The 23311-nt window shown below is 47.3% G+C and carries 15 protein-coding genes and 1 pseudogene; 3 read left to right on the forward strand and 13 right to left on the reverse strand.

Annotated features, from left to right (window positions below; translation table 11 throughout):
• Positions 1 to 128 precede the first annotated feature (128 nt).
• The gene (locus DMN77_RS16735; protein ID WP_179015746.1) at positions 129 to 1607 is read left to right on the forward strand and encodes an MFS transporter; all 1479 of its coding nucleotides are present in this window, start codon (positions 129 to 131) and stop codon (positions 1605 to 1607) included.
• Between the two features lie 367 nt (positions 1608 to 1974).
• On the opposite strand, the pseudogene thrS reads toward DMN77_RS16735, so the two are convergent.
• Together thrS and DMN77_RS16745 are read right to left on the reverse strand one after the other, a co-directional pair.
• A pseudogene (gene thrS / locus DMN77_RS16740) lies at positions 1975 to 3648 on the reverse strand (threonine--tRNA ligase); the annotation flags it as partial.
• A gap of 1676 nt (positions 3649 to 5324) precedes the next feature.
• Entirely contained in the window at positions 5325 to 5651 is a 327-nt protein-coding gene (locus DMN77_RS16745) for a DUF3889 domain-containing protein (protein WP_256872455.1), read from the reverse strand.
• A 163-nt stretch (positions 5652 to 5814) separates the two neighbouring features.
• On the opposite strand from DMN77_RS16745, the gene DMN77_RS16750 reads away from it, so the two are divergent.
• The gene (locus tag DMN77_RS16750; RefSeq protein WP_068778429.1) at positions 5815 to 6387 is read left to right on the forward strand and encodes a sigma-70 family RNA polymerase sigma factor; all 573 of its coding nucleotides are present in this window, start codon (positions 5815 to 5817) and stop codon (positions 6385 to 6387) included.
• Positions 6380 to 7672 carry a DUF4179 domain-containing protein gene (locus DMN77_RS16755; RefSeq protein ID WP_179015748.1) on the forward strand — a complete coding sequence of 431 codons (1293 nt, stop codon included), beginning with the start codon at positions 6380 to 6382 and terminating at the stop codon, positions 7670 to 7672. Before DMN77_RS16750 ends, DMN77_RS16755 begins: the two co-directional genes overlap by 8 nt.
• Positions 7673 to 7766: 94 nt before the next feature.
• On the opposite strand, the gene DMN77_RS16760 is transcribed toward DMN77_RS16755, so the two are convergent.
• The 11 genes from DMN77_RS16760 to DMN77_RS16805 all read right to left on the reverse strand — a co-directional run bounded on the left by DMN77_RS16760 (position 7767) and on the right by DMN77_RS16805 (position 23310).
• Positions 7767 to 9551, reverse strand: a complete 1785-nt coding sequence (locus tag DMN77_RS16760; RefSeq protein WP_179015749.1) for an ABC transporter ATP-binding protein — start codon at positions 9549 to 9551, stop codon at positions 7767 to 7769.
• Positions 9552 to 9968: 417 nt separating this feature from the next.
• Positions 9969 to 11651: a glycoside hydrolase family 13 protein gene (locus DMN77_RS16765; RefSeq protein ID WP_179015750.1), complete on the reverse strand. Its 1683-nt coding sequence runs from the start codon at positions 11649 to 11651 to the stop codon at positions 9969 to 9971.
• A 43-nt stretch (positions 11652 to 11694) separates the two neighbouring features.
• Entirely contained in the window at positions 11695 to 12522 is an 828-nt protein-coding gene (locus DMN77_RS16770) for a carbohydrate ABC transporter permease (protein WP_179015751.1), read from the reverse strand.
• Complete coding sequence (locus DMN77_RS16775) at positions 12522 to 13388, reverse strand: carbohydrate ABC transporter permease (RefSeq protein WP_068778433.1); 867 nt, start codon at positions 13386 to 13388, stop codon at positions 12522 to 12524. The genes DMN77_RS16770 and DMN77_RS16775 overlap by 1 nt, the downstream gene beginning before the upstream one ends.
• 82 nt (positions 13389 to 13470) lie before the next feature.
• Complete coding sequence (locus DMN77_RS16780; protein ID WP_068778434.1) at positions 13471 to 14727, reverse strand: ABC transporter substrate-binding protein; 1257 nt, start codon at positions 14725 to 14727, stop codon at positions 13471 to 13473.
• 229 nt (positions 14728 to 14956) lie between these two features.
• Complete coding sequence (locus DMN77_RS23995) at positions 14957 to 15328, reverse strand: substrate-binding domain-containing protein (RefSeq protein ID WP_372776086.1); 372 nt, start codon at positions 15326 to 15328, stop codon at positions 14957 to 14959.
• On the reverse strand, positions 15271 to 16035 hold the full coding sequence (locus DMN77_RS16785) for a LacI family DNA-binding transcriptional regulator (protein WP_256872456.1): 765 nt from the start codon (positions 16033 to 16035) through the stop codon (positions 15271 to 15273). Before DMN77_RS16785 ends, DMN77_RS23995 begins: the two co-directional genes overlap by 58 nt.
• 242 nt (positions 16036 to 16277) lie before the next feature.
• Positions 16278 to 18023, reverse strand: coding sequence for a fibronectin type III domain-containing protein (locus DMN77_RS16790; protein ID WP_068778436.1), 1746 nt, complete (start codon positions 18021 to 18023; stop codon positions 16278 to 16280).
• A gap of 566 nt (positions 18024 to 18589) precedes the next feature.
• The gene (locus DMN77_RS16795; RefSeq protein WP_179015752.1) at positions 18590 to 21019 is read right to left on the reverse strand and encodes an ABC transporter permease; all 2430 of its coding nucleotides are present in this window, start codon (positions 21017 to 21019) and stop codon (positions 18590 to 18592) included.
• A 5-nt stretch (positions 21020 to 21024) separates the two neighbouring features.
• Entirely contained in the window at positions 21025 to 21816 is a 792-nt protein-coding gene (locus DMN77_RS16800; protein WP_068778491.1) for an ABC transporter ATP-binding protein, read from the reverse strand.
• 60 nt (positions 21817 to 21876) lie between these two features.
• Positions 21877 to 23310 (reverse strand): HAMP domain-containing sensor histidine kinase, encoded by a 1434-nt coding sequence (locus DMN77_RS16805; RefSeq protein ID WP_179015753.1) that lies wholly within the window; start codon positions 23308 to 23310, stop codon positions 21877 to 21879.
• Between the last annotated feature and the right edge of the window lies 1 nt (position 23311).

A 23311-nucleotide genomic window follows, 5' to 3' on the forward strand; every position in this document is an offset into this window, starting at 1 on the left:
TATATACATGTCTAAAATTTTATCGTATTTTTGTTGCAGGCGCAACTAAATTGGAGTACACTTTGAATGTGCGATTTAGTTGTACGTGCAACAAATTTATAACGCAATTATAAAGTGAGGTCATCAGCATGAGTTCAAATCCAGGAATAGTAAGAAAAACATATCAGGATGATCCCGCTGTCCAGAAGAGACGCTGGCTGATACTGATCGTCATTAATTTATTCACTTTCATGTCCACACTGGACGGAAGCATCGTCAACATCGCCCTACCCGTCATTTCGAAGCAGCTCGATTTACCGGTAGCCCAGACGCAATGGGTTGTGACCAGCTACCTTATGATGATCTGTGCGGCGATTCTCTTCTTCGGCAAGCTCGGGGATATCGTTGGTAAAATAAAAATATTCAAGCTGGGCATGATCATTTTTACGATCGGGTCCCTGTTCTGCGGATTAAGCCACAGCTTGACCACCTTGATTGCTTCGCGGCTTATACAGGCCCTTGGCGCCTCGATGACGATGGCGAACAATCAAGGGATTGTTACTGACATCTTCCCGCCAAGTGAACGCGGTAAGGCGCTCGGGTTCATTGGAACCTTCGTATCGCTGGGCAGTATTGCCGGTCCAAGTCTCGGCGGCATTATCATTTCCGGCCTTGGTTGGGAGTATATATTCTGGGTGAATGTTCCGATCGGGATCATCGCCTTTATCATTGGCATTAAGACGCTGCCACAGGATCTTACGAAGCTGCAGGTAAAGATCGACAAGGCAGGCAACCTGTTATTTACGCTATTTATCCTTGCCCTATTCTCCGGATTGCTACTTGGACAACAGGTTGGTTATGGAGATTACCGCATCATTACCTCATTGATCGTTTCTGTAGTTGTATTTATCGCCTTTATCTGGGTGCAGATGCGTAAGCAGGAGCCGCTGCTTCAGCTATCGCTCTTTAAGAATCCGCTGTTCACACTGAGCATTTTATGCGGATTTCTCGTCTTCGTTGCGAACTTCTGCTACAACATTATCGCACCTTTCTATGCACAGAGCATTCTTAATCTGTCACCGTCTCAAGCCGGGTTCCTGCTGATGATCTTCCCGATTGTCATGGTCATCATCGCCCCGATTAGCGGCACCCTATCGGATAAGATTGGCTCCGAACTGTTAACCTTCATCGGTCTGATCGTGATGGTTATCGCCCAGTTTGGCCTTGCTTCATTGCACAACGGCAGCCATATTGCCTTCGTATCGCTATGGATTGCTATGCTTGGGCTTGGCAGCGGGATCTTCCAATCTCCGAACAACTCGCTTGTCATGTCCAAGGTACCGCGGACACAGCTTGGGATTGCCGGCAGCATCAACGGCTTGATCCGCAATATAGGGATGGTAGTAGGGATTACAGTCGCAACCACAACCCTGTTCAGCGTGATGAGCCACAAAGCAGGCTATCGTGTCACCGGGTTGATTCCGGATCGCCCCGATATCTTTCTGACCGGAATGCATGTCGTCTTCCAGACGTCAGCGATAATTTGCCTTGCAGCCGCTTTGCTAACCGGCTGGCGTCTTTGGTCGTCCAGACGTTCGCCGCAAAATGAAGCTGTCCATTCGAACTAAGAGTACGATTATGCAATTATGGCCTCCAGCCAGTGAACTGATATGGCGAGCAGGACGTGAGATTCAAGATTTACGTGGAAACTTTGGCTCGTATTTACGTGTCATACTTCTAATGAGCGAGAAACAACCTGCATTTTTGCAGGTTGTTTCTTTGTTCTGTATTTTAGGGCTTGAAAACCTGCATGATTGCAGTTTTCGGGTTCTAACCCTCCAACTCTGCCTCTACTTCAGGTTGCTATTAGGGTTAAGCCTAATCCCGTTAAGCAACCTCTCCCCCTATCGCCAACTTCCCCATTATCGATTTTTATCACACGGAAGGCTTCATCCTCCACCGCGCTCAGATGATCTGCCAGGATAGAAAGGTAAGTTACTGCGCCCGCTCATTTATTTTCCCTTTCATCATGGAGATGAAGGCATAAGGCTCATATAACTCCTGCTCCTTCTGGCCGTAAGCCCGAACCTGCACATTTCCTGCGGCGAGCTCGGCATCACCAACGATCAGCATGTATGGGATTTTTTGCATTTGCGCCTCCCGGATCCTATAACCAAGCTTCTCCTCCCGCGAGTCTACATCGGCCCGAATCCCTGCATCGATCAGGCGTTCACGCAGCTCATTGGCGTATGCGGCATGAGCCTCGGCAACGGGAACAACCACCGCCTGCACCGGTGCTAGCCAAATCGGAAAAGCCCCTGCATAATGCTCAATCAATATACCGAGGAAACGGTCGATTGATCCGTAAATTGCCCGGTGTATAACGACTGGAATTTGCTTATTGTTCTGCTCATCCACATAGGATAGCCCGAATTTCTCCGGCATTTGAAAATCCAGCTGAATGGTTCCGCATTGGTGACTGCGATGCAAGGCATCCTTAATATGAAAATCAATCTTCGGTCCGTAGAAGGCGCCATCCTCGGGATTTAAACTGTACTTCAGCCCCGATGCTTCGAGCACTTTCAGAAGCGCACCTTCCGCCGCTTCCCACTGTTCATCGCTGCCCATTGAATCCAGCGGCCTAGTCGACAGCTCGAGTGAATATTCGAAGCCAAAGATTCCGTAGATCTCTTTAATCAGATCGATCGTATGCATAATCTCCGCTTCAATCTGTTCCGGCGCTGCAAAAATATGAGCATCGTCCTGGCAAAAAGTTCTGACCCGAAACAGGCCATTTAGCGCCCCGCTGAATTCATGGCGATGTACCTGACCGAATTCGGCATAACGAATGGGCAGATCTTTATAAGAATGCAGGCTGTTCCGGTACATCAACATATGCCCTGGGCAGTTCATCGGCTTAACGGCAAAATGATGATGATCAAGCTCGGAGAAATACATATTGTCGCGATAATGATCCCAGTGCCCGGACTGCTCCCACATATGGCGATCCATCATAAACGGGGTACGAACCTCCTCATATTCGTACTTCAGTAAATATTCCCGTGACAAACCCTCCAGCTCATTGCGGAGCACTGTGCCTTTAGGTAAATAAAACGGCATCCCGGGGGCCTCATCCGCAAACATAAACAATTGAAGCTGCTTGCCGAGCTTGCGGTGATCGCGCTTCTGAGCTTCTTCCTGCCACTTCAAATATTCATCAAGCTCCCGCTTGCTTGCAAATGCTACCCCATAAATGCGCTGCAGCATCGGCTTCTGGCTATCCCCTTGCCAATAGGCCCCGGATACATTTAAGAGCTTGAAGAACGGCTTGGAACGAAGCAAATCCCGTGCAGCACTCGGGTCTAATTCCTCATTATGATGACCAGACTCCGCCGCACAACTCCCTGGAAGAATATCCGCATAGTCCCCCTGTTCAAAAATAACAATCGGCTCCTCCATCGCCCCTTCTTTGAGCCATTCTACCTTCCAATGCTCCCCCTTCGCCTCAAAAAGCTGAATCGCCTCCATTCGGGAGTAGTAACGGCAATTCGCAGGCTCATCCTGAACGGCAAGCTGTTTCATGGCCTGCTCAATCTCTGCAACCTCCTCCTCAGTCACTGGATTGGCAGCGTCAAAATCATAGTAGAAGCCCTGTGGAGTATCCGCGAACATCCCCAGTCTGATGCCTTGAATCTTGTTCTGTACGACTCTTGCCATCAGCATGGCAGCATATCTTCTTCCCAGTACTTGCTTTGAAATTGGACTACACATTGTAATATCACTCCTAAATTTTATGATTATATGAACAAAAGAGCGCGCTGTCCGCATAGGGACGAGCGCGCTCGTGGTTCCACCCATATTTAACTCGCTAATTAGAGACCGTTCAAAAAGTTCACCTTGGATTCCAGATGTAGGACGGAATGCGTCCTTCGTACTGAAAACCGGTCTTTTTGAACTCGCACTGTAAAGCGAATCCTTATGTTTTCTATAACGGGAATTCCCGGCAATCCTTACACTCACATGCTGCAACCTTTCGCACCGTACATCGCCCCCATTGGGAACTTGCATTATGGCACTTCATCGTTACACACATGATTTCAAAATTGCAGCTACAAGGCGGTAAATCCTTACTTCCTCCATAGGGGCTTCCAGCCTAAGACCCCGTTCTCTGGTATGGTATCCATAAGCATTTTTATCCTTGATCCTCGCTTTTTGATCATTTGCAAAACTAAAAAAGCGCGCTGTCCGCATAGGGACGAGCACGCTCGTGGTTCCACCCATATTCAACTCGCTAATTAGAGATCGTTCAAAAAGTCCGCTTGGGATTTCAGATGTAAAACGGAAGGTTTCTCCGTGCTGAAAACCGGCTTTTTTGAACTCGCGCTGTGAAGCGAATTCTTATGTCTTCTGTAACGGGAATTCCCGGCAATCCTTACACTCATGCTGCAACCCTTCGCACCCCTCGCCCCCATTGGGAACTCGCGTTATGGCGCTCCATCGTTGCAAACATGATTTCAAAATTGCAGCTACAAGGCGGTAAATCCTTACTTCCTCCATAGGGGCTTCCAGCCTAAGGCCCCGTTCTCTGGCATGGTATCCATAAACACTTTTGTCCTTGATCCTCGCTTTTTGAGGTTGTTCATAAAGTCTGCTGTTGATAAGAAAACCGTCGAAGTCATTTAAAGAACAGCGACCGCGATCCAAAAGTTGGCTTTCTTGCGATATAGCATTTCTTCAGCCCATGCTGATCATCCATAAATGCTGTATCTCACAGTATACTTCGAGTAAACTGCACTCCTCATGCCCTGGCTTCATTCGACTGAAACGTTTTGAAAAAAGCGCCTATCGAGGCATAAGCTTCAGTGCTGCTGAAACCCATCTTAAAAAAATTCAAAAAAGCGCACTGTCCGCATAGGGACGAGCGCGCTCGTGGTTCCACCCAAGTTCAATTCGCTAATTTAGAGATGATTCAAAAAGTCCGCCAGAACATTCAGATGTAGAACAAAATATGTTCTCCATGCTGAAAACCGGCCCTTTTTGAACTCGCACTGTGAAGCGAATCCTTATAACTTCTGTAACGGGAATTCCCGGCAATCCTTACACTCATGCTGCAGCCTTTCGCACCGCACGTCGCTCCCATTCAGAACTTGCGTTACGGCACTCCGTCGTTACAAACATGATTTCAAAATTGCAGCTACAAGGCGGTAAATTCTTACTCCCTCCATAGGGGCTTCCAGCCTAAGACCCCGTTCTCTGATATGGCATTCATAAGTCTTCTTGTCCTTGATTCAAGCTTTTGCGATACACCAATACTAAGCAACACGGCTAGAAATGTCAACTGCCATTTATCCCGCCTTTTCATAACGGATTGTATACTCCGTATCATGAGCAGGGTTGAACTGAAGGTACACATAAACCCCAAACTCGCTGCCATCCTTCGTTCTGATCCACAGCTTAAATTTCTCCTCGGCCTTATTGGCGGACAGATAGGTCCGGCCTATGTGCAAATAATCTATAATATCCGCTTGATAACGTTGCTGGGTTTCTTTGACCGCAATTTGGCCCCATTTGGCATATTCCGGAGCAACAGCCGCGCCCACCGTTCCGATGCATAGTGTCCACGTTATAACTAAGCTGACTATAATCCGTAACATTCCTGTCGGCAACTTCAATTTAGCGCATCTCCTTAGTGTAATCTATGGATACTACTAATATCTCTTCGATGAGCTGCAAATATTCTATAACCCTTCCCTTCGAGGGCGGCAGCATGCAAAATTTATAGATGAATGAACTTTTTGCGCTCCTTATAACTCTTATATTAAGAGAGGTGAAGGCATGAAGACAGTACGTTTGGTGAAGAAAGCCAAAAAGGGAAACAAAGAAGCATTACTACAGCTCATCATGGCTGAGGAAAATAAATACTATCAGCTTGCCTTAACCTATATGGGGAATGCCCATGATGCGATGGATGCCATGGAGGATATGATTCTCATCCTGTACGAGAAGATCGAGCAGCTTAAGAACGAAGAAGCCTTCTATAGCTGGAGCAAGACGATTCTTGTCAATAGCTGCAAAGGGCTGCTCCGCCAACGAAACAAGCTGGTACTGGTCGATGAGTGGGAGTCTGAGTATGGCAATCATTCAGAACCGGGGGCATCTCCCCACGGGACAAACTTCGCTGAAGCCAACGATCCATATTTGAATAGTGAACGGCAAATAGACATCCAAACCTTATTGCTTCAGATCAATGAGCAGCAAAAGGAAGCAATCCAGTTGAAATATTTGCATGACCTCGATTACCAGACCATTGCAGATATAACTCAGGTACCGATCGGAACTGTCAAATCAAGAATCTTCCAAGGCTTGAAAAGACTAAGAGAATATCGTGGAGGTGAGCAGAATGAATAACATCGAGGAGCAATTAGCCGAGGAGAAACAGCGACTTGAAAATGAGAGCCCCCCCAAGGAGCTGAATACCCGATTAAGATCCGTCTTAGCCACAGCTCCCTCCAGAAAGTCGAAGCGCATCGCCCCCGTCTGGAAGGCCGCAGCTGTCCTTATTCTTATCGCTGCGATCTTCGGATCGAACTATAATGCATTTGCCTATTACGGCAAACAGCTATTTGGATTCGATGAGCTGATGGAAGATACTTTGAAGCAGCTTAATGATAAAGGCATGGGACAGAGCATAGAGGAGAAGGTCACGCTGAAGGACGGAACGGATTTCACCATCAACGGGATTATTGCGGATGCAAATCAGCTGGTAATGTATTATACCTTGTTTAATCCACAGGGGCTGGATCAGAGCCATGAGCCAATCCGCCTGGAATCTATCAGCGGTTTCTGGACGAAATCCCATCCGGCAAGCGGTACATCGGTTATGAATGAGCAGCAAACCGAAATGAAGGGTATGATGACTTTCGACAGCGTAAGCCCCTTCGCCAAGAAATTAACACTGCATTATATGCAAATGCCTTATTCCGCCGAGCAAATGTCGGCGGGAGCCATTACTTTTGCATACAATCCAAATCAAGCGCTGCAGACACAGCTAAGGCAATCGATCAATAAGACGTTCAAGGTGGACCACGGCTCATTGACATTCCAATCCATCACGGCTACGCCAACACAAACGGTTGTCAGAGGAACCATGCGGGTGGACAATTACTACCGTGTTCATAACGCTCTGGACGGGATTAAGCTAAGAGCAGACGGAATTGAAATTCCACTCAAAGGCAGCGGAAGCCAATCTTCATTTGGCAGCAGAATCCGCTTCGAAATCCTTTACGATGCTCTTCCGCAACAGCTTCAAAGCTTGGAGCTCGTCATGGACCATTTTGTCGGGTATCAGTCCTTGAATCAAAAGCTGCCGCTGGAAAATGCAGGTGCCGATCCATTTAAATTGGGTGAAGAAAATTTATGGGTTAAGGATGTATCCGTCACCACCGACCATGTTGAGGTTACCATCGCCACAGCAGACGATGTCATGCTGGATGGTGTCTCCTTGGAGACTCAGGGTGAAAATACGCCATTGCAAACGACGGTCAGACAGGATCTCGTTAAGCAGGCCGACGGAACATTGCTGAAGCAACGCACGCTGCTATTTAATGCAAAAAACAAGCCGGAATATTTGCTGATTAAGGGAATGCACTTTATGAAAGCTTACAATGAGACAATCGCGATTCCTATAAAATGATTATACGGGGATGACTGCCGGGCCAAATGTCCTGAATTCAAAAAAGAAAGAGCGAGCCGAAACACTCGGCCCGCTCCTTTTTATATACCCTAATCTATAACATCTCTGACCCCGTCAACGTCTCAGAAACATTGGTCATCGAAGTACGATTCGCTGCTGCTTCTTGTAATCTCTCCTTCTCCGCTCTCTTCTCCTGATCCCAAAGCTCCTGAAAGTAGGGGCTGCTGTGAAGAAGCTCTTCAAAGGTACCCATACCCGCAATTGCTCCATCCCTCACTAACAAAATTCGATCCACATGCTTTACAAAATCCAGTCTGTGAGCAATCACAAGAAGCGTATGCTGGCTGAACCTGCTCAGTAGGGATTCCATCACCCTCTGCTCGGTAATATTGTCGAGGGCCGATACAGGCTCATCGAGGATAACCAGTTCCCTCTGCTGGGCCATAATTCTGGCAAAGGCCAGACGCTGCCGTTCCCCGCCGGATAGCTTAATCCCCCGTTCTCCCACCATCGTATCCAATCCCTTCGGGAGACTCATCACCTTTTCCTTCAGCAGCACCGTATCCAGCAATTCATATATCTGCTCGTCGGACATCTCCTGATCAAATACGATATTGCTGCGAATCGTCGCATCAAAGATCGGCGCATCCTGCGAGATGTAAGATATATGATCATACAGGCTGTTCAGCTTGATCTGATCGATATCCACTCCGTCGAGGAGGATGCTGCCCGATTCCTTTTTCAGGAGTCCAAGCAATAACTTCACGATCGTTGACTTGCCGCTGCCGCTAAGCCCGACGATTGCCAGTGATGTCCCCTGCGGCATCGCAAAAGAAACCCGATCCAGAAGTCGTGCATCCCCGTACGAGAAGGATACATCTCTAAACTCAATCCGCCCGGACAAAGGCCCTACTTCCATCCCCTGCAGCAAATTGGCATCCTCAGGCGCATTAACGAATTGCTCAAGACGTTCATAAGCGACCCGGTTCAGCTTGTAATCGACATAAATGACGTTGAAGATGGCGACCGGTGTGTATACCTGATCAATGAACATGATCAAAGCGACCACGATGCCGATCGACGTTCTGCCGGCCAAAATCTGCTTAACTCCATACACAAGTATCGCAACCTTCAGCAGACATACAATTACAGCAAATATCGTAAAAAACGCTTCGTGAATCATGCGGATTCGGCAGTTCTTGGCGACGATATCTCCTGCTGTAGCTGTAAGACGTTTGATTTCCTTGTCGTAGCGCTTGTTGAGCCGGAAGACGACCAGCTCCATAAATCCGCGCACCGAGTATTTGGCCAGCTTCTCCTGACTGTCCAGCAGCGAGGCTTTGATTCTGTAGAGCATGCGCAGCAGCAGGTTGGTCAGCAGAAATATAACGATATACCCCACCGCAATAACTAACATAATTTGTGTGTTATACAGACCGATAAATAACAAGCTGAATAACATGGTTGGCAGCAGGTTGCTGAATATCTCTAAGTAAAAAGAGTAAATGATGCTTTTTCCCGCAGACGCCCCATTCTCGATCACCTTGATCATCCGACCGGTTCCAGCATTCTGGTAGGCGCCATAATCCATTCTGGACACCTTCTCCAACGCCATAATCTTCAGCTTCTCAAAAATTCCGTGCGACAAATACGTCTGCGGATATTCTGTGAAGTAATTCAAAAGAGTCACTGCCAGCAAAATGCAACCGTACAACACAATGAACCCCAATATATCGTTAAGCTGACGGACCCCAGCTACCTGGTCGATCAGCTCTTGAAATATCCTGATGCCATAAGCGTTAAGAAATTGAATCATGAAGCCCATAACGATATACAACAAGATCATCCACTTGAAAAGAGCAAGGCATTTCTTCAACATATTCTTCTACCTCCGATAAGATCAAAAAAGCCAAGGACCCCCTACTCCTATATGCAGACGGAAAATAACTGTCTGATATCGATATCAAGACAATTCTTCCAACAAACATATATAGCATGGTGCCCTTGGCTTAATTCTAGAGAAATGGCATTTGCCGACACCGTTCAAAGCTCCAGTCCCGTTGTGACCAAAAGGGCATAGAACCCCCTTGATAGCTGTTACGCGTATTACCCAGCCCGAGAACTAATTACTTCGAACGTTATGGATTGCCATCCTCTTCACCTCATCATTGTAGAATAATCTCATTATATCCGTTCCTGTTAATCGCTACAACAATGCGATTCATGCCTCCTGCCTTTCGAGCAAAATAAAAAGAACGGCCGAAGCCGTTCCTCTAATCTAACCGATCCTTACGAGTTAGCTTAATCTCAATACCTGAGCCTCGTATGGGCGAAGCTCCATTTGTTCAAGCCGTGTGCCTTCAGACCATTCATAATTGCCAATCAGCCGCTCATAAGACTGGTAACCTACAGACGCAGGCAGCTCAAAGGTTACGGGATCAGCGAAGAAGTTAAGGATCACCAGCAAACGTTCATCGCCCCAAGTGCGAGTATATGCATAAATATGCTCATGATCCTCCAGCAGGAGCTGATATTTGCCATAGACAATCACTTCATGCTGCTTGCGCAGCTCAATCAGGCGACGATAGTAATGGAAAATAGAATCCGGATCAGCCATGGCCTCTCCGGCATTGATCTCTTGATAATTGGGATTAACGACAAGCCAAGGTGTCCCGGTTGTAAAGCCACCATGTGCTGTTGCATCCCATTGCATCGGCGTACGGGCATTATCGCGGCCTTTGCTATAGATGGAGGCCATTATCTCTTCAACCGCGCGGCCTGCTTCGCGATGTTCATTGAACATATTATGCGTCTCGATATCCTGATACTCTTCAATCGTCGCGAACTTCACATTGGTCATGCCCAGCTCTTCACCCTGATAAATGAACGGTGTGCCCTGCATCGTGTGAAGCAAGGTACCAAGCATTTTAGCGGATTGCTTGCGGTATTTGCCGTCATCGCCGAAGCGGGATACCATTCGCGGCTGGTCATGATTGTTCAGGAACAGGCTGTTCCAGCCCTTCCCTTCAAGTTCGGTCTGCCACTTGCTCATAATACGCTTGAAGTCGAGCAGCTTCCACGGCGTTACAAACCATTTGCCGCCCGGGCCCGAGTCGATGTCCATCGATTCGAACTGGAACACCATGCTCAGCTCGCCCCGATCCTCACCTACATAAAGCGCCGCTTCCTCCGGCGATACTCCCGGCGTTTCGCCAACGGTCATCACATCATATTTGGACAGTACTTCCCTGTTCATCTCCTGCAGGAATTCATGGATACGCGGACCGTTCATGAAGTATTTGCTGCCGTCCTTATACTTCCCTTCTCCTTCTCCATCCGGCAGGCCTTCGACTTTGCTGATCATATTGATGACATCCATCCGGAAGCCATCGATGCCTTTATCCAGCCACCAGGTCATCAAATCATACACTTCACGGCGTACCTTCTCATTTTCCCAGTTCAAATCCGGCTGCTTCTTGGAGAAGAGGTGCAGATAATACTGCTCTGTCGCCTCATCATACTTCCAGGCTGAACCGCTGAAGATAGAGGACCAGTTATTCGGTTCCTTGCCTTCCTTACTGTCCTTGCCGTCACGCCAAATATAATAATCGCGGTAAGGATTATCCTTGGACTTGCGAGATTCAACAAACCAGGCATGCTCATCCGAGGTATGGTTCACTACCAAATCCATAATCAGCTTCATTCCGCGGCTATGCAAGCCGTCGAGCAGTCGCTCCCAATCCTCGATCGTACCGAACTCATCCATAATTCCCCGATAATTGCTAATATCATAGCCATTATCGTCGTTCGGCGACTCATAGACCGGACATAACCAGATTACATCGACTCCCAGCTTCTGCAAATAATCCAGTCTTGAAATAATCCCCGGAATATCGCCGATCCCATCCCCGTTGCTGTCCTGGAAACTGCGCGGATATATCTGATATACAACGCTTTCCTTCCACCATGTCTTCTTCATGAATGAAAACTCCTATCCATTTATTTATCTATATTCATGATGCTTATGACTTTACAGCGCCTTGTGTGATTCCGTTAATAATCCACTTCTGTGCGAAAATATATACGATCACCATCGGTGCCAGCGCCAGCAGGTAAGAGGCAAAGGCCAGGTTGTAATCCGTGCTGAATTGCCCTTGGAATACATACTGCACCAGAGGAAGCGTATACGATTCCGGTTTGCTCAAAATAATGAGCGGCAGCATGAAGTCGTTCCAGGTGGACAGACAGCTCAGAATAGCGACTGTCGCATTAATCGGCGCAAGCAGCGGGAAAATAATCCGCCAGAAGGTTCCGTACGTTGTTGCACCATCGACCGTTGCTGCTTCCTCCAGCTCCAACGGGATGGAACGGATATAACCAACATAGACGAAAATGTTAAAGGCCAGTCCATAGACGATATACAAAATGATTAGGCCAGGGATGTTGTTCATTTTCAGATCGGTCGTCAGCTTCACAACCGGCAGCATAATGATCTGGAACGGAATGAACATCGCGCTGATGAAGTAGAAATATAAGCCCTTAAAGAACTTATGGTTCATATTACGCGCTACGGCATATGACACTAGCGAGTTCGTCAAGAGCACGAAGCCCACCGAGAAGAACGTAATGACGAAGCTGTTCTTAAACGCCGAGAAGAAATCCGTCGCTTCGATCGCCCGGGTGAAGTTGTCGAAGTGCAGTCCTGTCGGCAAAGCGAAGATGGATTGAGCCATCTCTTCCGGATTTTTTAGCGCAATGGATACGGTCATATACAGCGGAAATAGAATAACGAGCGAACCGAGGGTAATCAGGGCTGTTATGAGCCAATTGGTGGAGTTTCTGGTTTTCATTAGGCATCCAACTCCCTCTTCTGTAAAAAGTTAAGCTGCACGACAGAAATCATTACAATCACAATGAAATAAATAACTGCGTTCGCCGATTGATAAGCGAATTCTCCGCCCTGGAAGCCGCCTTGATAGATCAGCATGGCGATCGATTGCGTCGAGCGTCCCGGACCCCCGCCGGTCAGGGCTACGATCTGGTCAAATACCATAAGCGAGTTCTTCATTGCCAGCACCATATTGATCGTAAAGAACGAAGCCAGCATCGGGAATGTCATCGACCAGAATCTGTTCCATGCCCCAGCGCCATCGATATCCGCCGCTTCGTAAATATCACGCGGAATGGTCTGCAGACCAGCCAGGTACAGAATCGTATTGAAGGCAATCCCTTGCCATACTGCAACGATTACGATACCAATCCAGGCCCACTTCTCACTGCCGAGAATGTTCGTTGTTAGAAACTCACTGCCCAGTTTTTCACCAATCATCGGGATAGCATTGGCAAAAATATAGTTAAAGATATAGCCAACAATCAACACGCCGAGAACGTTAGGCAGGAAGTAAATGCCCCGAAAGAAATTGCGGAATTTGATGCGCGAGTTCAGCCCCAGAGCAATAAGCAAGCTGATAACATTAATAAATATAGTAACGACGATCGCGTATTTGAAAGTAAATAGATAAGCGTTCAGAACATTACTATCTGTGAACAGGGAAGCAAAGTTCTTGAAGCCTACAAAATCATAGCTGTCGCTATAGCCGTCATAGTTCGTAAATGAATAAAATATCCCTTGCAGCGTTGGAAAGGTATGAAATAGGAAAAACAGGAGCAAGGCCGGTATGGTCATTGTGTAGAACGCGGCTTTCCTTTTGGCCATCGTAATCCTCCTTCTTTAAATGGAGAAGAGCGCACGGTCAGCGCACTCTCCTCCTCTCACTAAGGGTTCAGGTTCAAGCTTATTATTTACGGTTTGCCACCTTGTCCCACTCTGTATCAAACTGCTTCACATAAGCGTCTATATCTTTCTTTTGCAGGAAGCCTTGGATAATCGTATCGGCTTTCACAGCACTTGGAATGTAGTGGTCGGAGAAATCCTCGATCGCACCGCTCTCGAATGCCGCATTGAAACCTTCTACGCTTGGATCGGATTGGGTTACGCCCTTAACCGCAGAGAATGCTTTTTGTTGATCGATGAAGAATTGAATATTGTCCGGTTGCAGCATAAAGTCGATGAATTTCTTGGCTTCCTCCGAATGCTTCGTATTCTTGGAGATCGCCAGCAGAGTATCGACCCCGGAAATCACTTTGTTCTTCGCTTCATCGTTCGTTGCAGGGAATGGGAATACGCCCAGTTCTACATTTGGATTGGCCTTGAGAATTTCAGGAATAGCCCACACGCCTTGAATGTACATAGCTGCTTCTCCTCTGGCAAATGCAGCATTACCATCGTTGTAGCCTTTGCCGAACAGGTCCTTCTGACCAAAATCAAGCAATTTCAACTGCTTCTCAGCCACTTCACGGAATTCAGGGCTGTCGAATTTGATAGTTCCCTCGGCACGTTTGCCATAGAAGTCGATACCGACAATGTCACTGGACAGAGAGTTGAACGGAACAAGCGTTGTCCAGGAATCTTTCAGCGTTTGATAAATTGAAGTTTTTCCGGCATCCTTCGCTTTTTGAGCCACGTTCATAAATTCATCCCAAGTCTTAGGAACTTCAAGTCCAAGCTCGGAGAAGATCGCTTTGTTGTAGATTACACCGCTTGCATTAGCTGTAAACGGAATCGCATAAGCGCTTTCAGAGCCGATCAGCTTGTTCAACATATTCAGATAAGCTGGCTGAATGTTGTTAAGTAGAGCATCTCCGGTAAGATCAGCGAAGATTCCGCTCTTTGCCAATTGAGCATAAGTATCAGTGGCGCCGAGGCCGATAACATCAGGAACGTCTTTCTTCGCTACACGGGTTTTAAGGACAGTCTCAGCATCCGGTGGATTCACCTGCTGAACATGAATATTCGGGTTCGCCTCATTAAATTTCTTAATAAGAGCATCAAATGAATCCTTGGCTTCCGTCTTGTTTTGGAAGAATTCCAATTCTACCTTCTTGGCCGATGACGTATTGCCACTGGACTCATTTGAATTTTTTGAACTGCCGCAGCCGGCTAATGCCATCAAAAATAATGCACTCACAAGAACTAAGGATATTGTCTTTTTCATACTTACTGACCCTCCATACTTTTTATTTTTGCTGTGTAGAATAACCAATAGCGAGTAAACGTATACTTCTAGTTTGAAGAAACGTCCTGTTCTCTCTTTCCCGGCAACCACCTCCCTCAAGTCGATTTTCTATAAACTCTCTCTGTAACCTGTCTATGAATAATCACTAGAAATAGATTAGAAAAAGAGTAAACGTTTACTTTCTTGGGAAAAAAACTTGCCTTGTTGTTCAAGGCATTTGGCGAACCGTCTGTCTCTCTATTAATTGATGGGTAACAATGCTGCTGGATACCTGATCGGTACCCTCGATTAATTGAATCAGCATCTCAGAGGCCATCCGCCCCATCATCGGCAAAGGCTGGTGTATCGTCGTTAACGGAGGAAAGACCATTCTCGAGAAGACCAGATCATCATAACCGATAATCGAGAGGTCCTCCGGGACTTTAAGTCCCCGTTCCAAGGCTACCCCCATCGCGCCGATCGCCATCTCATCGCTGGCAGCAAACAAAGCGGTGAACGGCGGCGCCTCATCCAGCAGCTTCTTCATCGCTTCACGCCCCATATCCAGGCGGAAGTTTCCGTAGCCCACTCTCGATTCCATATATTCCAGACCGTTATCTTCAAGCGCCTGACGATAACCATCCAGACGGGGAACGCCAGCAATGGCATCTGTAATCGTCCCGCAGGCGGAAGCGGCACAACGCCGTAATCGATGCTGTCGGGAACGCCAGCAATGGCATCTGTAATCGTCCCGCAGATCATTGCGATATCGCGATGCCCTTTGCGGATGAGATATTCTGTGGCATGATAGGAAGCCTGCCGGTCATCTACCTTCACATAAGGAATAGCATGCTTATGGGATAACGTGTTCACCAGTACGACCGGAACCCTCATCTGCTTGAGCAGTTTGTAATACTCATCCTCCAAGGATCCGCTTGTAAATATCACGCCGTCCACCTGCTTCTCTCCAAGCACCTGGAGGTACTTCAGCGTACGTTTTCCGTCTTCATCCGTATTGCACATAATGACACTAAAGCCCTTATCATTGGCTACCTGCTCTATCCCGTGCAGAATCTCTGACGAGAAACTGCTGGATACATCGGGAACGAGGACACCAATCGTCTGGGTCCGTTTATTGATCAGACCTCTGGCAATCGCGTTAGGCTGGTAGCCGAGCTCTTCAACCGCTTTCAAAACCTTCTGCTTCGTCTTGTCAGAATAGCCTGAAAGATTGTGAAGCACCCTGGAGACTGTGGCCACCGATACCCCTGATGCCTTGGCAACATCCTTAATTGTTGGAGGGTTCATATTCCCATCACAATCGCAACCTTCTTTACATATTCATAACGCTTATTATTTACTTAAAAATTTTGAGTAAACGTTTAACTTGGTTACAGTATACTTTCCTGTTTTACCTTTGTCAACGCTTTTATGAATCGCTTTCACAATTATAGGGGAAGTGATTGCGAAATCAAAGTAAGCCCTTTCCCGCTTTGTTGGCCACCCGCCCCCCATCGACTGAAGAGCGGGCCGCCGACTGCTGTGAACCATTATGGTAATGTCAATAAGAGAGGTTTAACCGTATTGGCAAAAGAATAATTCGTGGTCTTGTCCCAGTTGATCGACCATGTCATCGCACCGCGGAAATCCGGATATTTCGCTACCGGTTTATACGTCCCGCAATCCGTGCCGTTCGTCAGGCATTTCAGCGCATTGTTGACGACCGTTGGAGAGACATACCCACCCCCAGCCGCACCCGAAGTGGCAGGCACTCCGATTCCTAATTGGGAAGGCTCTACCCATTGCAGCGTCAAATCGGACAGCGCCGTAAGGAAATCAATCGTTCCCTGAGAGTAGCATTTCCCGTCACGCCCCAGCATACACCCGGAATTGTAGTATTGTACATTGATGACGGTAGTGATGTCTTTAAGATTGTTGTATAACTGCATATACGTTGTATTCGAGCTTTGCATATCAATCGTTTGCGGAGCCATGGTCAGAATAAAGCCTGATCCGACTTTGGCTTGCAATTGACGTACCGCGTTCGTCAGGTTTGTTACATTCATGCCATTTTCGAGGTCAATATCGATGCCATCAAGTCCATACTGCGTAATCAGCCCGTACATACTGTCCACGAAATTGGTAACGTTAGGGGATGCGTTATTCAAATTAACATTCCCCTTCTCTCCGCCGATGGAGAGAATAATCTTCTTGCCTTGGGCGCGCTTCGCCTGAATATCATTGATCAGATCGGCATTAGTGTAGCCACCCAGTGCATTGGATAGCGGTCCGTCCACGTTAAAGGTTACTCCGCCTGGCTTCGCCGGGTCCATTTCCGCGAAGGAAAGTGCAATAATATCATATTGGCTTGGAACGTCGCTGAGCTTAATATTGGAAGAGCCGTTAATAAAATTATGCCAATAGCCTGTCAGCGTGTGCTTCGGCAGCTGCCCGCCGCCACCGCCTCCGCTCGTCGTTGCGCTGACCGCTGTGCTTTGCGGAGATACATTCCCGGCGGCATCCTTGGCGGCTACCTTGAAAGTATACGCCGTAGCTGCAGAGAGGCCCGAGACCGTAGCGCTTGTTCCCGTGACAGACAACGCCAGATTGGCGCCCTGATATACATCATATCCGGTAACGCCGACATTATCTGTAGAAGCCGTCCAGGATAGCGATACTGACGATGAGGTTACACCCGTAACTGTAACGTTGACAGGCGTCGAAGGGGCCTGAGTATCCGGACCGCTGACAGCATTCGTCTTCACGTTAATCGTATTGCTGGAAGGAGATACATTGCCGGCGGCATCCTTGGCCTGTACTGTATAAGAATAAGTTGTATCCGGAGTAAGTCCGGTATGGGTGAATGTCAATGTAGAACCGGAGACACTGCCAACCGATGCTGTACCTTGATGGATCACATATTCTGTGACGCCTACATTATCGGTAGAGGCCGACCATTGCAGCGTGATGCTGGAGCTTGTGACGTTGGAGACATTCAAATTGCCCGGCGCGGTCGGGGCCTGAGTATCACTGGTTCCACCTTGCGTCAGTTGCCATAATGCCGGCACGTTAGGCGGTTCCCAACCGACAAGCGAAGTATGCGGCTGAATTGCTTTATAGGTACTGCCTCCATAGGTTACAGTATCATTCGCCTGGTAAGCCACATTTGGCGCCCATGCGCCCCGATCCGCAGCAAATGCTAGCGATGGCAGCAGCGCCACAAATAGTGCGATGATCAGTAAGACAGGTATTCCGCGTCTGATCCCCTTGCTCGTCTGTTGCGGCATTTTTCTCATCGAAACTCCTCCTTATCTTTCAGCTAGCTACCTCCATCTCCCATAAAACCTTGAAGCCTTGAAATGCCTCCTTTCTTCTTTCTCTATGAAAATAAACTATGCGCGTTGTACTTCGATAGAGCAGTCATGACAGCATAGATTATTTAAGCGGATCATCAACCTGAAAACACGTCAAAAAAGAGGCCCATAAAATAGATGGACATGAACCTATAAGATCAAAACATATTACAAATAACTACAACTGAGAAAGCGAAAAATTGGATTCATTGGATAGGAAAAATCGACGCTTCTAAAGAGGGAACACAGCAACAACTGGACGTGTAGAACCGGAATCGGACTTGCTTGATAAGAGGAAAATACTGCAGAAAAACTGAGGTTTACTTATGAATCTGTATCTATTGTAAATAACTGTAATTCTATTGTCTATATCTGATTTGCCAAAATATATCAAAATTTAATATTAGTCAAAATTGTTCACACCCGCTTGCAACCAGAATAAGAGTCTGATCACCTGCACGATGATGAGACTCTTTTCTATTTTGCAACTAACACGAGCTAAATTTCCTTTATTCTACCACGAGAATTTGCGGCGAGGTTCTTGCTACTATTCTTGAAGATGCCCAGGAACCTAATCCGGCTGCCAAGGCGGTAACGAGAATAAAGGCTATAATCCCCCACCAGTTCAGGATAAGAGGAAGCTTGGCGATACCATAATCGGACAGAACACCCCCCAGAACCATCGGTAAGATATACGCGCCTGCAAGAGCCCCGATAACTGCGCCAATTATTGAGAGTACCAAGACGCCCAGCATTATCGAAAACCTTATTTTCCCCGAGGTTAGACCTAAGGTCTTATAGATTCCGTAGGTCTTGCTCTCTTTGCGAATGTTAATGCGGCTCAAGCTATAGACGATAATCACCGTCACCCCGGTAAATAGCAGCCCCATGATAGACATTGGCAAAATTAATGAACCAACCGCTTGTTTATAGACCGCATCGAGCAAAGTTTGCTGCGTGGTTACCGACGCCGAATTGCCGTACCTTGCGCTCAAGTCCTGAACAACCTGTTCCGGCTCTGCATCCTTCCGCAAATTGATGAATCCAGAGTCAAGATCCTCATAATCCGGATGATTCACTCTGACGGTATCCACCATAATTCTTGCTGAGTAGGACATATTAGCAATTGACTGATAGATTCCCGAGATCGTCAACAGATGCTTATGCCCTTCGATATAAACCTCTATTACATCCCCGATCTCTTTGTTCAGCCGCTTCGCTACATTCATCCCGATCGAAATCTCGCCCTTGTTCTGCGGGTTCCTCCCGCTCAAATTACGGTACCCAATCTCGTCATAACTGCCATCGATCACTATAATTGAGAAGTTCATTGGCTCGGTATAACGCGCTTCAACACCCGCAGGCCGATCCGCTGTCATAACGCCGTTCACAGCCCCGATCCAATTCGTATTCACGATCCGAGGGTCGGATGCCGCCTGCTGGTCGAATACAGACCGGGAGAAGATGGATTTATTTGTTACTTGCACTACAACATCGGTTGAATCATAACCCCATAATGGCGAGGTCTCCTTGATATGGCTGATACTATATAGAAGCACGAAGCCCAGAACCAGTACAGCCGACATCATCATAGACAGAAGCAGCATCAGCAGTGTGGCCTTTCTATTCTTCAGCAGATTTCTAGATCCGATGACAGCCAGCAGCGGAACTCTTCCAAGCATGCCTGTCGAACTCAAACCTTTTGGCCTTGTAAGTCTTCTTGTCTTCATACTGTACTGCGTCTCCGACATCCCATAACGGATCGCCTGCATCGGCTGTACATGACCCGCCTTATTAGCATAGTAGAGTACACATAATAAAATCAGAGTCAGTACCAGCAGCGCTGTTATTACGGTCGGCCATCCCCCTCCTGGAGTGACAGCGCCGGTCTTCGTCTTCAAAGACGAGAGCGCACTATCTACAATCACTCCGGATAAGAAACGGCTGGCTATAAATCCGGGAATTACCGATACCCCCGCGATAATGATGTACTGCATCATATACACGCCAACCAGCTTTCTGGAGGTCAGGCCTAACGCTTTTATAACACCGATCGTCTTATAGTTGGACAAAATATCATCCGATATCGTAAATCCAATCGTAAATAGAGCCACGAACATCATCATTACACCGAGAGACACCATAATGAACCCTATCGCTTTATTCATAATCAAGTAGAAAGAGGACATCTCCTGGAAGCTTGTCTTCGACCCCAAATAAGGCGTGCCCATCTCTTGCTGCCATCGCTCCCAATAAACGGAACTTTGGCTATAATCCTCATAGCGAAGCCCCATCATATATTGATCATTGCCTGGAGTATCCTGAAATTGTGCTTCATAGTCCTGATGATTCATCCAGATTCGTGCAGAGGTTGGAAAAGGAGCGCCAAACGGCATATCAACAACAACCGCCGCTACTTTCATGGCAAGTCTACTGCCACCCGTGGAGAATTCCAGCGTATCTCCTGGGGAAATATCGTATAAATAAGCAATCGAGGAAGGAAGCCAGACGTTTCCCGGTTCAGGTACCAAGCTCTCTTTTCCCTGTGCAAATAGAAGCTCATCTACTTCATATGGTCTGACCGTGGTATCCATCATATACAAGTACAGGTTCGAGAGGCCGGCTGTGGGCTCATGCCCTGATCTCGATATACCTGATAAAGTTCGAAACGGGATCAGTGGGGAAGTATTCACTGCTTCCTGCTCTGTCCACCACTGATATACACGCTTGGGATCATGCACTTCTCCATCCAGAATTAGCAGCTCATGGGAACCATGTGTCTTGGCATGCATACTTGTAAATAAATTGGTCGTATTAAGGATTACTGTTACTGAGGTTACAAGGAGAATTGTCGATAGCAAAATAAGCAGACCAATTAAAGCGTTATGGACCTTCTTCTTCCTTAAATTCGCTCTGCAAAGAGAGTAAGCCGCATACATCGTACTTACCCCCTTCCGGATATACAAGCAAATAGGATCTTCTCCCGCTCCTCGAGCTGATCGGCCCCGAACTTCCCAAGCTGCAAAACATCAGCGATCTTGCCGTCGTGGATCAGAATCAGTCGGTCAGCGCGGCATGCCGCTTTGATATCATGAGTGACCATGACCACGGATTGCCCCTTGCGATTCATCTCTGTCAGAATATCCAGCACGGCAACCCCATGCTCGTAATTCAAGCTGCCCGTAGGCTCATCGGCAAAAATAACGTCCGGATCATTCATCAAAGCACGGGCGATAGCCGCCCGCTGCTGCTGTCCGCCTGAGGTCTGAGCCGGAACTCTGTGCTGCTGCCCATCGATTTCCATCATTTTCATCAGATTTTGTACCTTTTCATCCACCTGTTGTTTGGATTGACCCTCGATATACCCGGGCAAAGCGATATTCTCATAGAAAGTCAGATCAGGTACAAGGTTAATGCTCTGATAGATATATCCGATGCGCTTTGTTCTAAACCGCGCCAGCTCCTTCTCTGAATAATCGTCGATCCTCTCGCCCCAATAGTAAACCTCCCCCACCGTGACCGAATCAAGCCCACTGAGAAGATACAATAGAGTTGATTTTCCCGAACCCGAGTTGCCCATGATCACCGTAAAATCGCCCTCATAAATGTCAAGGTTCAAATTTCGTATGGCATGGAATTGTTCACTGCCCGTGGAATAAGTCTTGCACAGATTCTTTGCTTCAATAATTACCTTTTTCACAAGAAAGTGCCCCCTCAAGTATAAACATACCCTCATTGTAAGAGGCGCATATTGATAGACCCTTATCAAAATATTAATGAAATATTACATGCCCGCCTATAATGGGATCAGGCAATAGAACGTCGTTCCTTGTCCCTCTATACTTCGGAAGAAAATCGTGCCATGATGCGCTTCAATAATATATTTGCAGATCGACAGTCCAAGCCCACTCCCCTCTGTGCCAGAGCCTCTATCGGTCTTGCCTTGGAAGTAACGCTCGAACACAAACGGCATATCCTGGGGAAGAATCCCCCGTCCTGTATCTGCAATCGTTATCTTGAGCTTCCCCTGTTCCAGCTCAGTATTGACGCTGATCGTATCCCCCGGTTCTGTATGCTTCAAGGCATTCGAAATCAGATTGGATACCACCTGCTCCAGTCGATGTCCATCCACATGAATCAATACATTAGGGATGTCCGTTGGCTCAATAAAATGAACTCCGGTTGTGCGTACATAGTGAGCAATCGGCTGCAGGATGGATTCCAGCAGTTCCTTGCTGTACCTCTCCTTCAGCGTCACCGATATTTGTCCCAGCTCCTTCAGAGCGTGCAGCAGCAGATCGTCGGTCAGCCTGGCCATCTTCTCCGTATTGCTGTACATGACTCGGGCATATTCCATAACGGTATCCATATCCGGGCATACCCCTTCTCGCATCGCTTCGATATAGGCCTTCAAGGTGGCCAATGGTGTCTTCAGGTCATGGGAAATATTCGTGATCAGTTCTTTCTGTGCTTGTTCCTGTTCCTCTCTGCGCCGACTCAGATGCTGGATCTCCATCCTCATCTGCTCGAACATCGTATGAACCTCACCGAATTCATTCATCTCATCATAGGTCGCTTTTGGCTCATAGTTGCCCTTAAGAATCGCTTCCGAATAGTCTTTTAATTGATGAACGGGAATAAGAACATCCTGTTTAATCTTCCTTGTTAGCAGGAGCAGCGATATACATAGGATCATGACAATGACAACAATAGTAGCTAACAGTAAATACAAAGCTCCGTTCGTCTTGGGAACAAATACGTCCTCCACCGGAAGCATGAATATGGCGTTACCAACTTGAGTTTGTGCTTGTGCCGCTCCGGCAACTACCGGAAAAGCGATGCGAAAATGATCCTGGTCCATTCTGGCTTGATACAAATCATAATGAAGTCCTGTTTTTACATCGATTTGCTGGAGTTCGGTATCTGAAGAAGCATTAAATAGCACCCGCCCGTCAAGCCCTGTATATATGAAGCTTACTTGCGATTCCTTGGACATGTTCAACAATGCATCCCGAACTTCCACTGAGTTGGCGATCTCCTGTCCATGCTGCTCCAGATAATGCATAATTTCGCTCACCTGCAGGCGTGCCCGATTGATGACATATCCGGAATCCTCACGCTGCCCTTGAAGATGATCATTCCAGAGAAATCCTCCGCTACAGATGGCTATCATAAGCAGTCCAATCCAAGCGACGATCAGCCATCTTTTAATCCAAGCCTGTAAATACATA

Origin of the sequence: Paenibacillus sp. 79R4 (assembly GCF_013393165.1) — a bacterium.
Classification (GTDB): domain Bacteria; phylum Bacillota; class Bacilli; order Paenibacillales; family Paenibacillaceae; genus Fontibacillus.

What these genes read in the sequence shown, in the direction of transcription:
- DMN77_RS16735 (WP_179015746.1), top strand. Translation starts at nt 129, where the DNA reads ATGAGTTCAAATCCAGGAATAGTAAGAAAAACATATCAGGATGATCCC.
- DMN77_RS16750 (WP_068778429.1), top strand. Translation starts at nt 5,815, where the DNA reads ATGAAGACAGTACGTTTGGTGAAGAAAGCCAAAAAGGGAAACAAAGAA.
- DMN77_RS16755 (WP_179015748.1), top strand. Translation starts at nt 6,380, where the DNA reads ATGAATAACATCGAGGAGCAATTAGCCGAGGAGAAACAGCGACTTGAA.
- DMN77_RS16760 (WP_179015749.1), bottom strand. Translation starts at nt 9,551, where the DNA reads ATGTTGAAGAAATGCCTTGCTCTTTTCAAGTGGATGATCTTGTTGTAT.
- DMN77_RS16765 (WP_179015750.1), bottom strand. Translation starts at nt 11,651, where the DNA reads ATGAAGAAGACATGGTGGAAGGAAAGCGTTGTATATCAGATATATCCG.
- DMN77_RS16770 (WP_179015751.1), bottom strand. Translation starts at nt 12,522, where the DNA reads ATGAAAACCAGAAACTCCACCAATTGGCTCATAACAGCCCTGATTACC.
- DMN77_RS16775 (WP_068778433.1), bottom strand. Translation starts at nt 13,388, where the DNA reads ATGGCCAAAAGGAAAGCCGCGTTCTACACAATGACCATACCGGCCTTG.
- DMN77_RS16780 (WP_068778434.1), bottom strand. Translation starts at nt 14,727, where the DNA reads ATGAAAAAGACAATATCCTTAGTTCTTGTGAGTGCATTATTTTTGATG.
- DMN77_RS23995 (WP_372776086.1), bottom strand. Translation starts at nt 15,328, where the DNA reads ATGGAATCGAGAGTGGGCTACGGAAACTTCCGCCTGGATATGGGGCGT.
- DMN77_RS16785 (WP_256872456.1), bottom strand. Translation starts at nt 16,035, where the DNA reads ATGAACCCTCCAACAATTAAGGATGTTGCCAAGGCATCAGGGGTATCG.
- DMN77_RS16790 (WP_068778436.1), bottom strand. Translation starts at nt 18,023, where the DNA reads ATGAGAAAAATGCCGCAACAGACGAGCAAGGGGATCAGACGCGGAATA.
- DMN77_RS16795 (WP_179015752.1), bottom strand. Translation starts at nt 21,019, where the DNA reads ATGTATGCGGCTTACTCTCTTTGCAGAGCGAATTTAAGGAAGAAGAAG.
- DMN77_RS16800 (WP_068778491.1), bottom strand. Translation starts at nt 21,816, where the DNA reads ATGAGGGTATGTTTATACTTGAGGGGGCACTTTCTTGTGAAAAAGGTA.
- DMN77_RS16805 (WP_179015753.1), bottom strand. Translation starts at nt 23,310, where the DNA reads ATGTATTTACAGGCTTGGATTAAAAGATGGCTGATCGTCGCTTGGATT.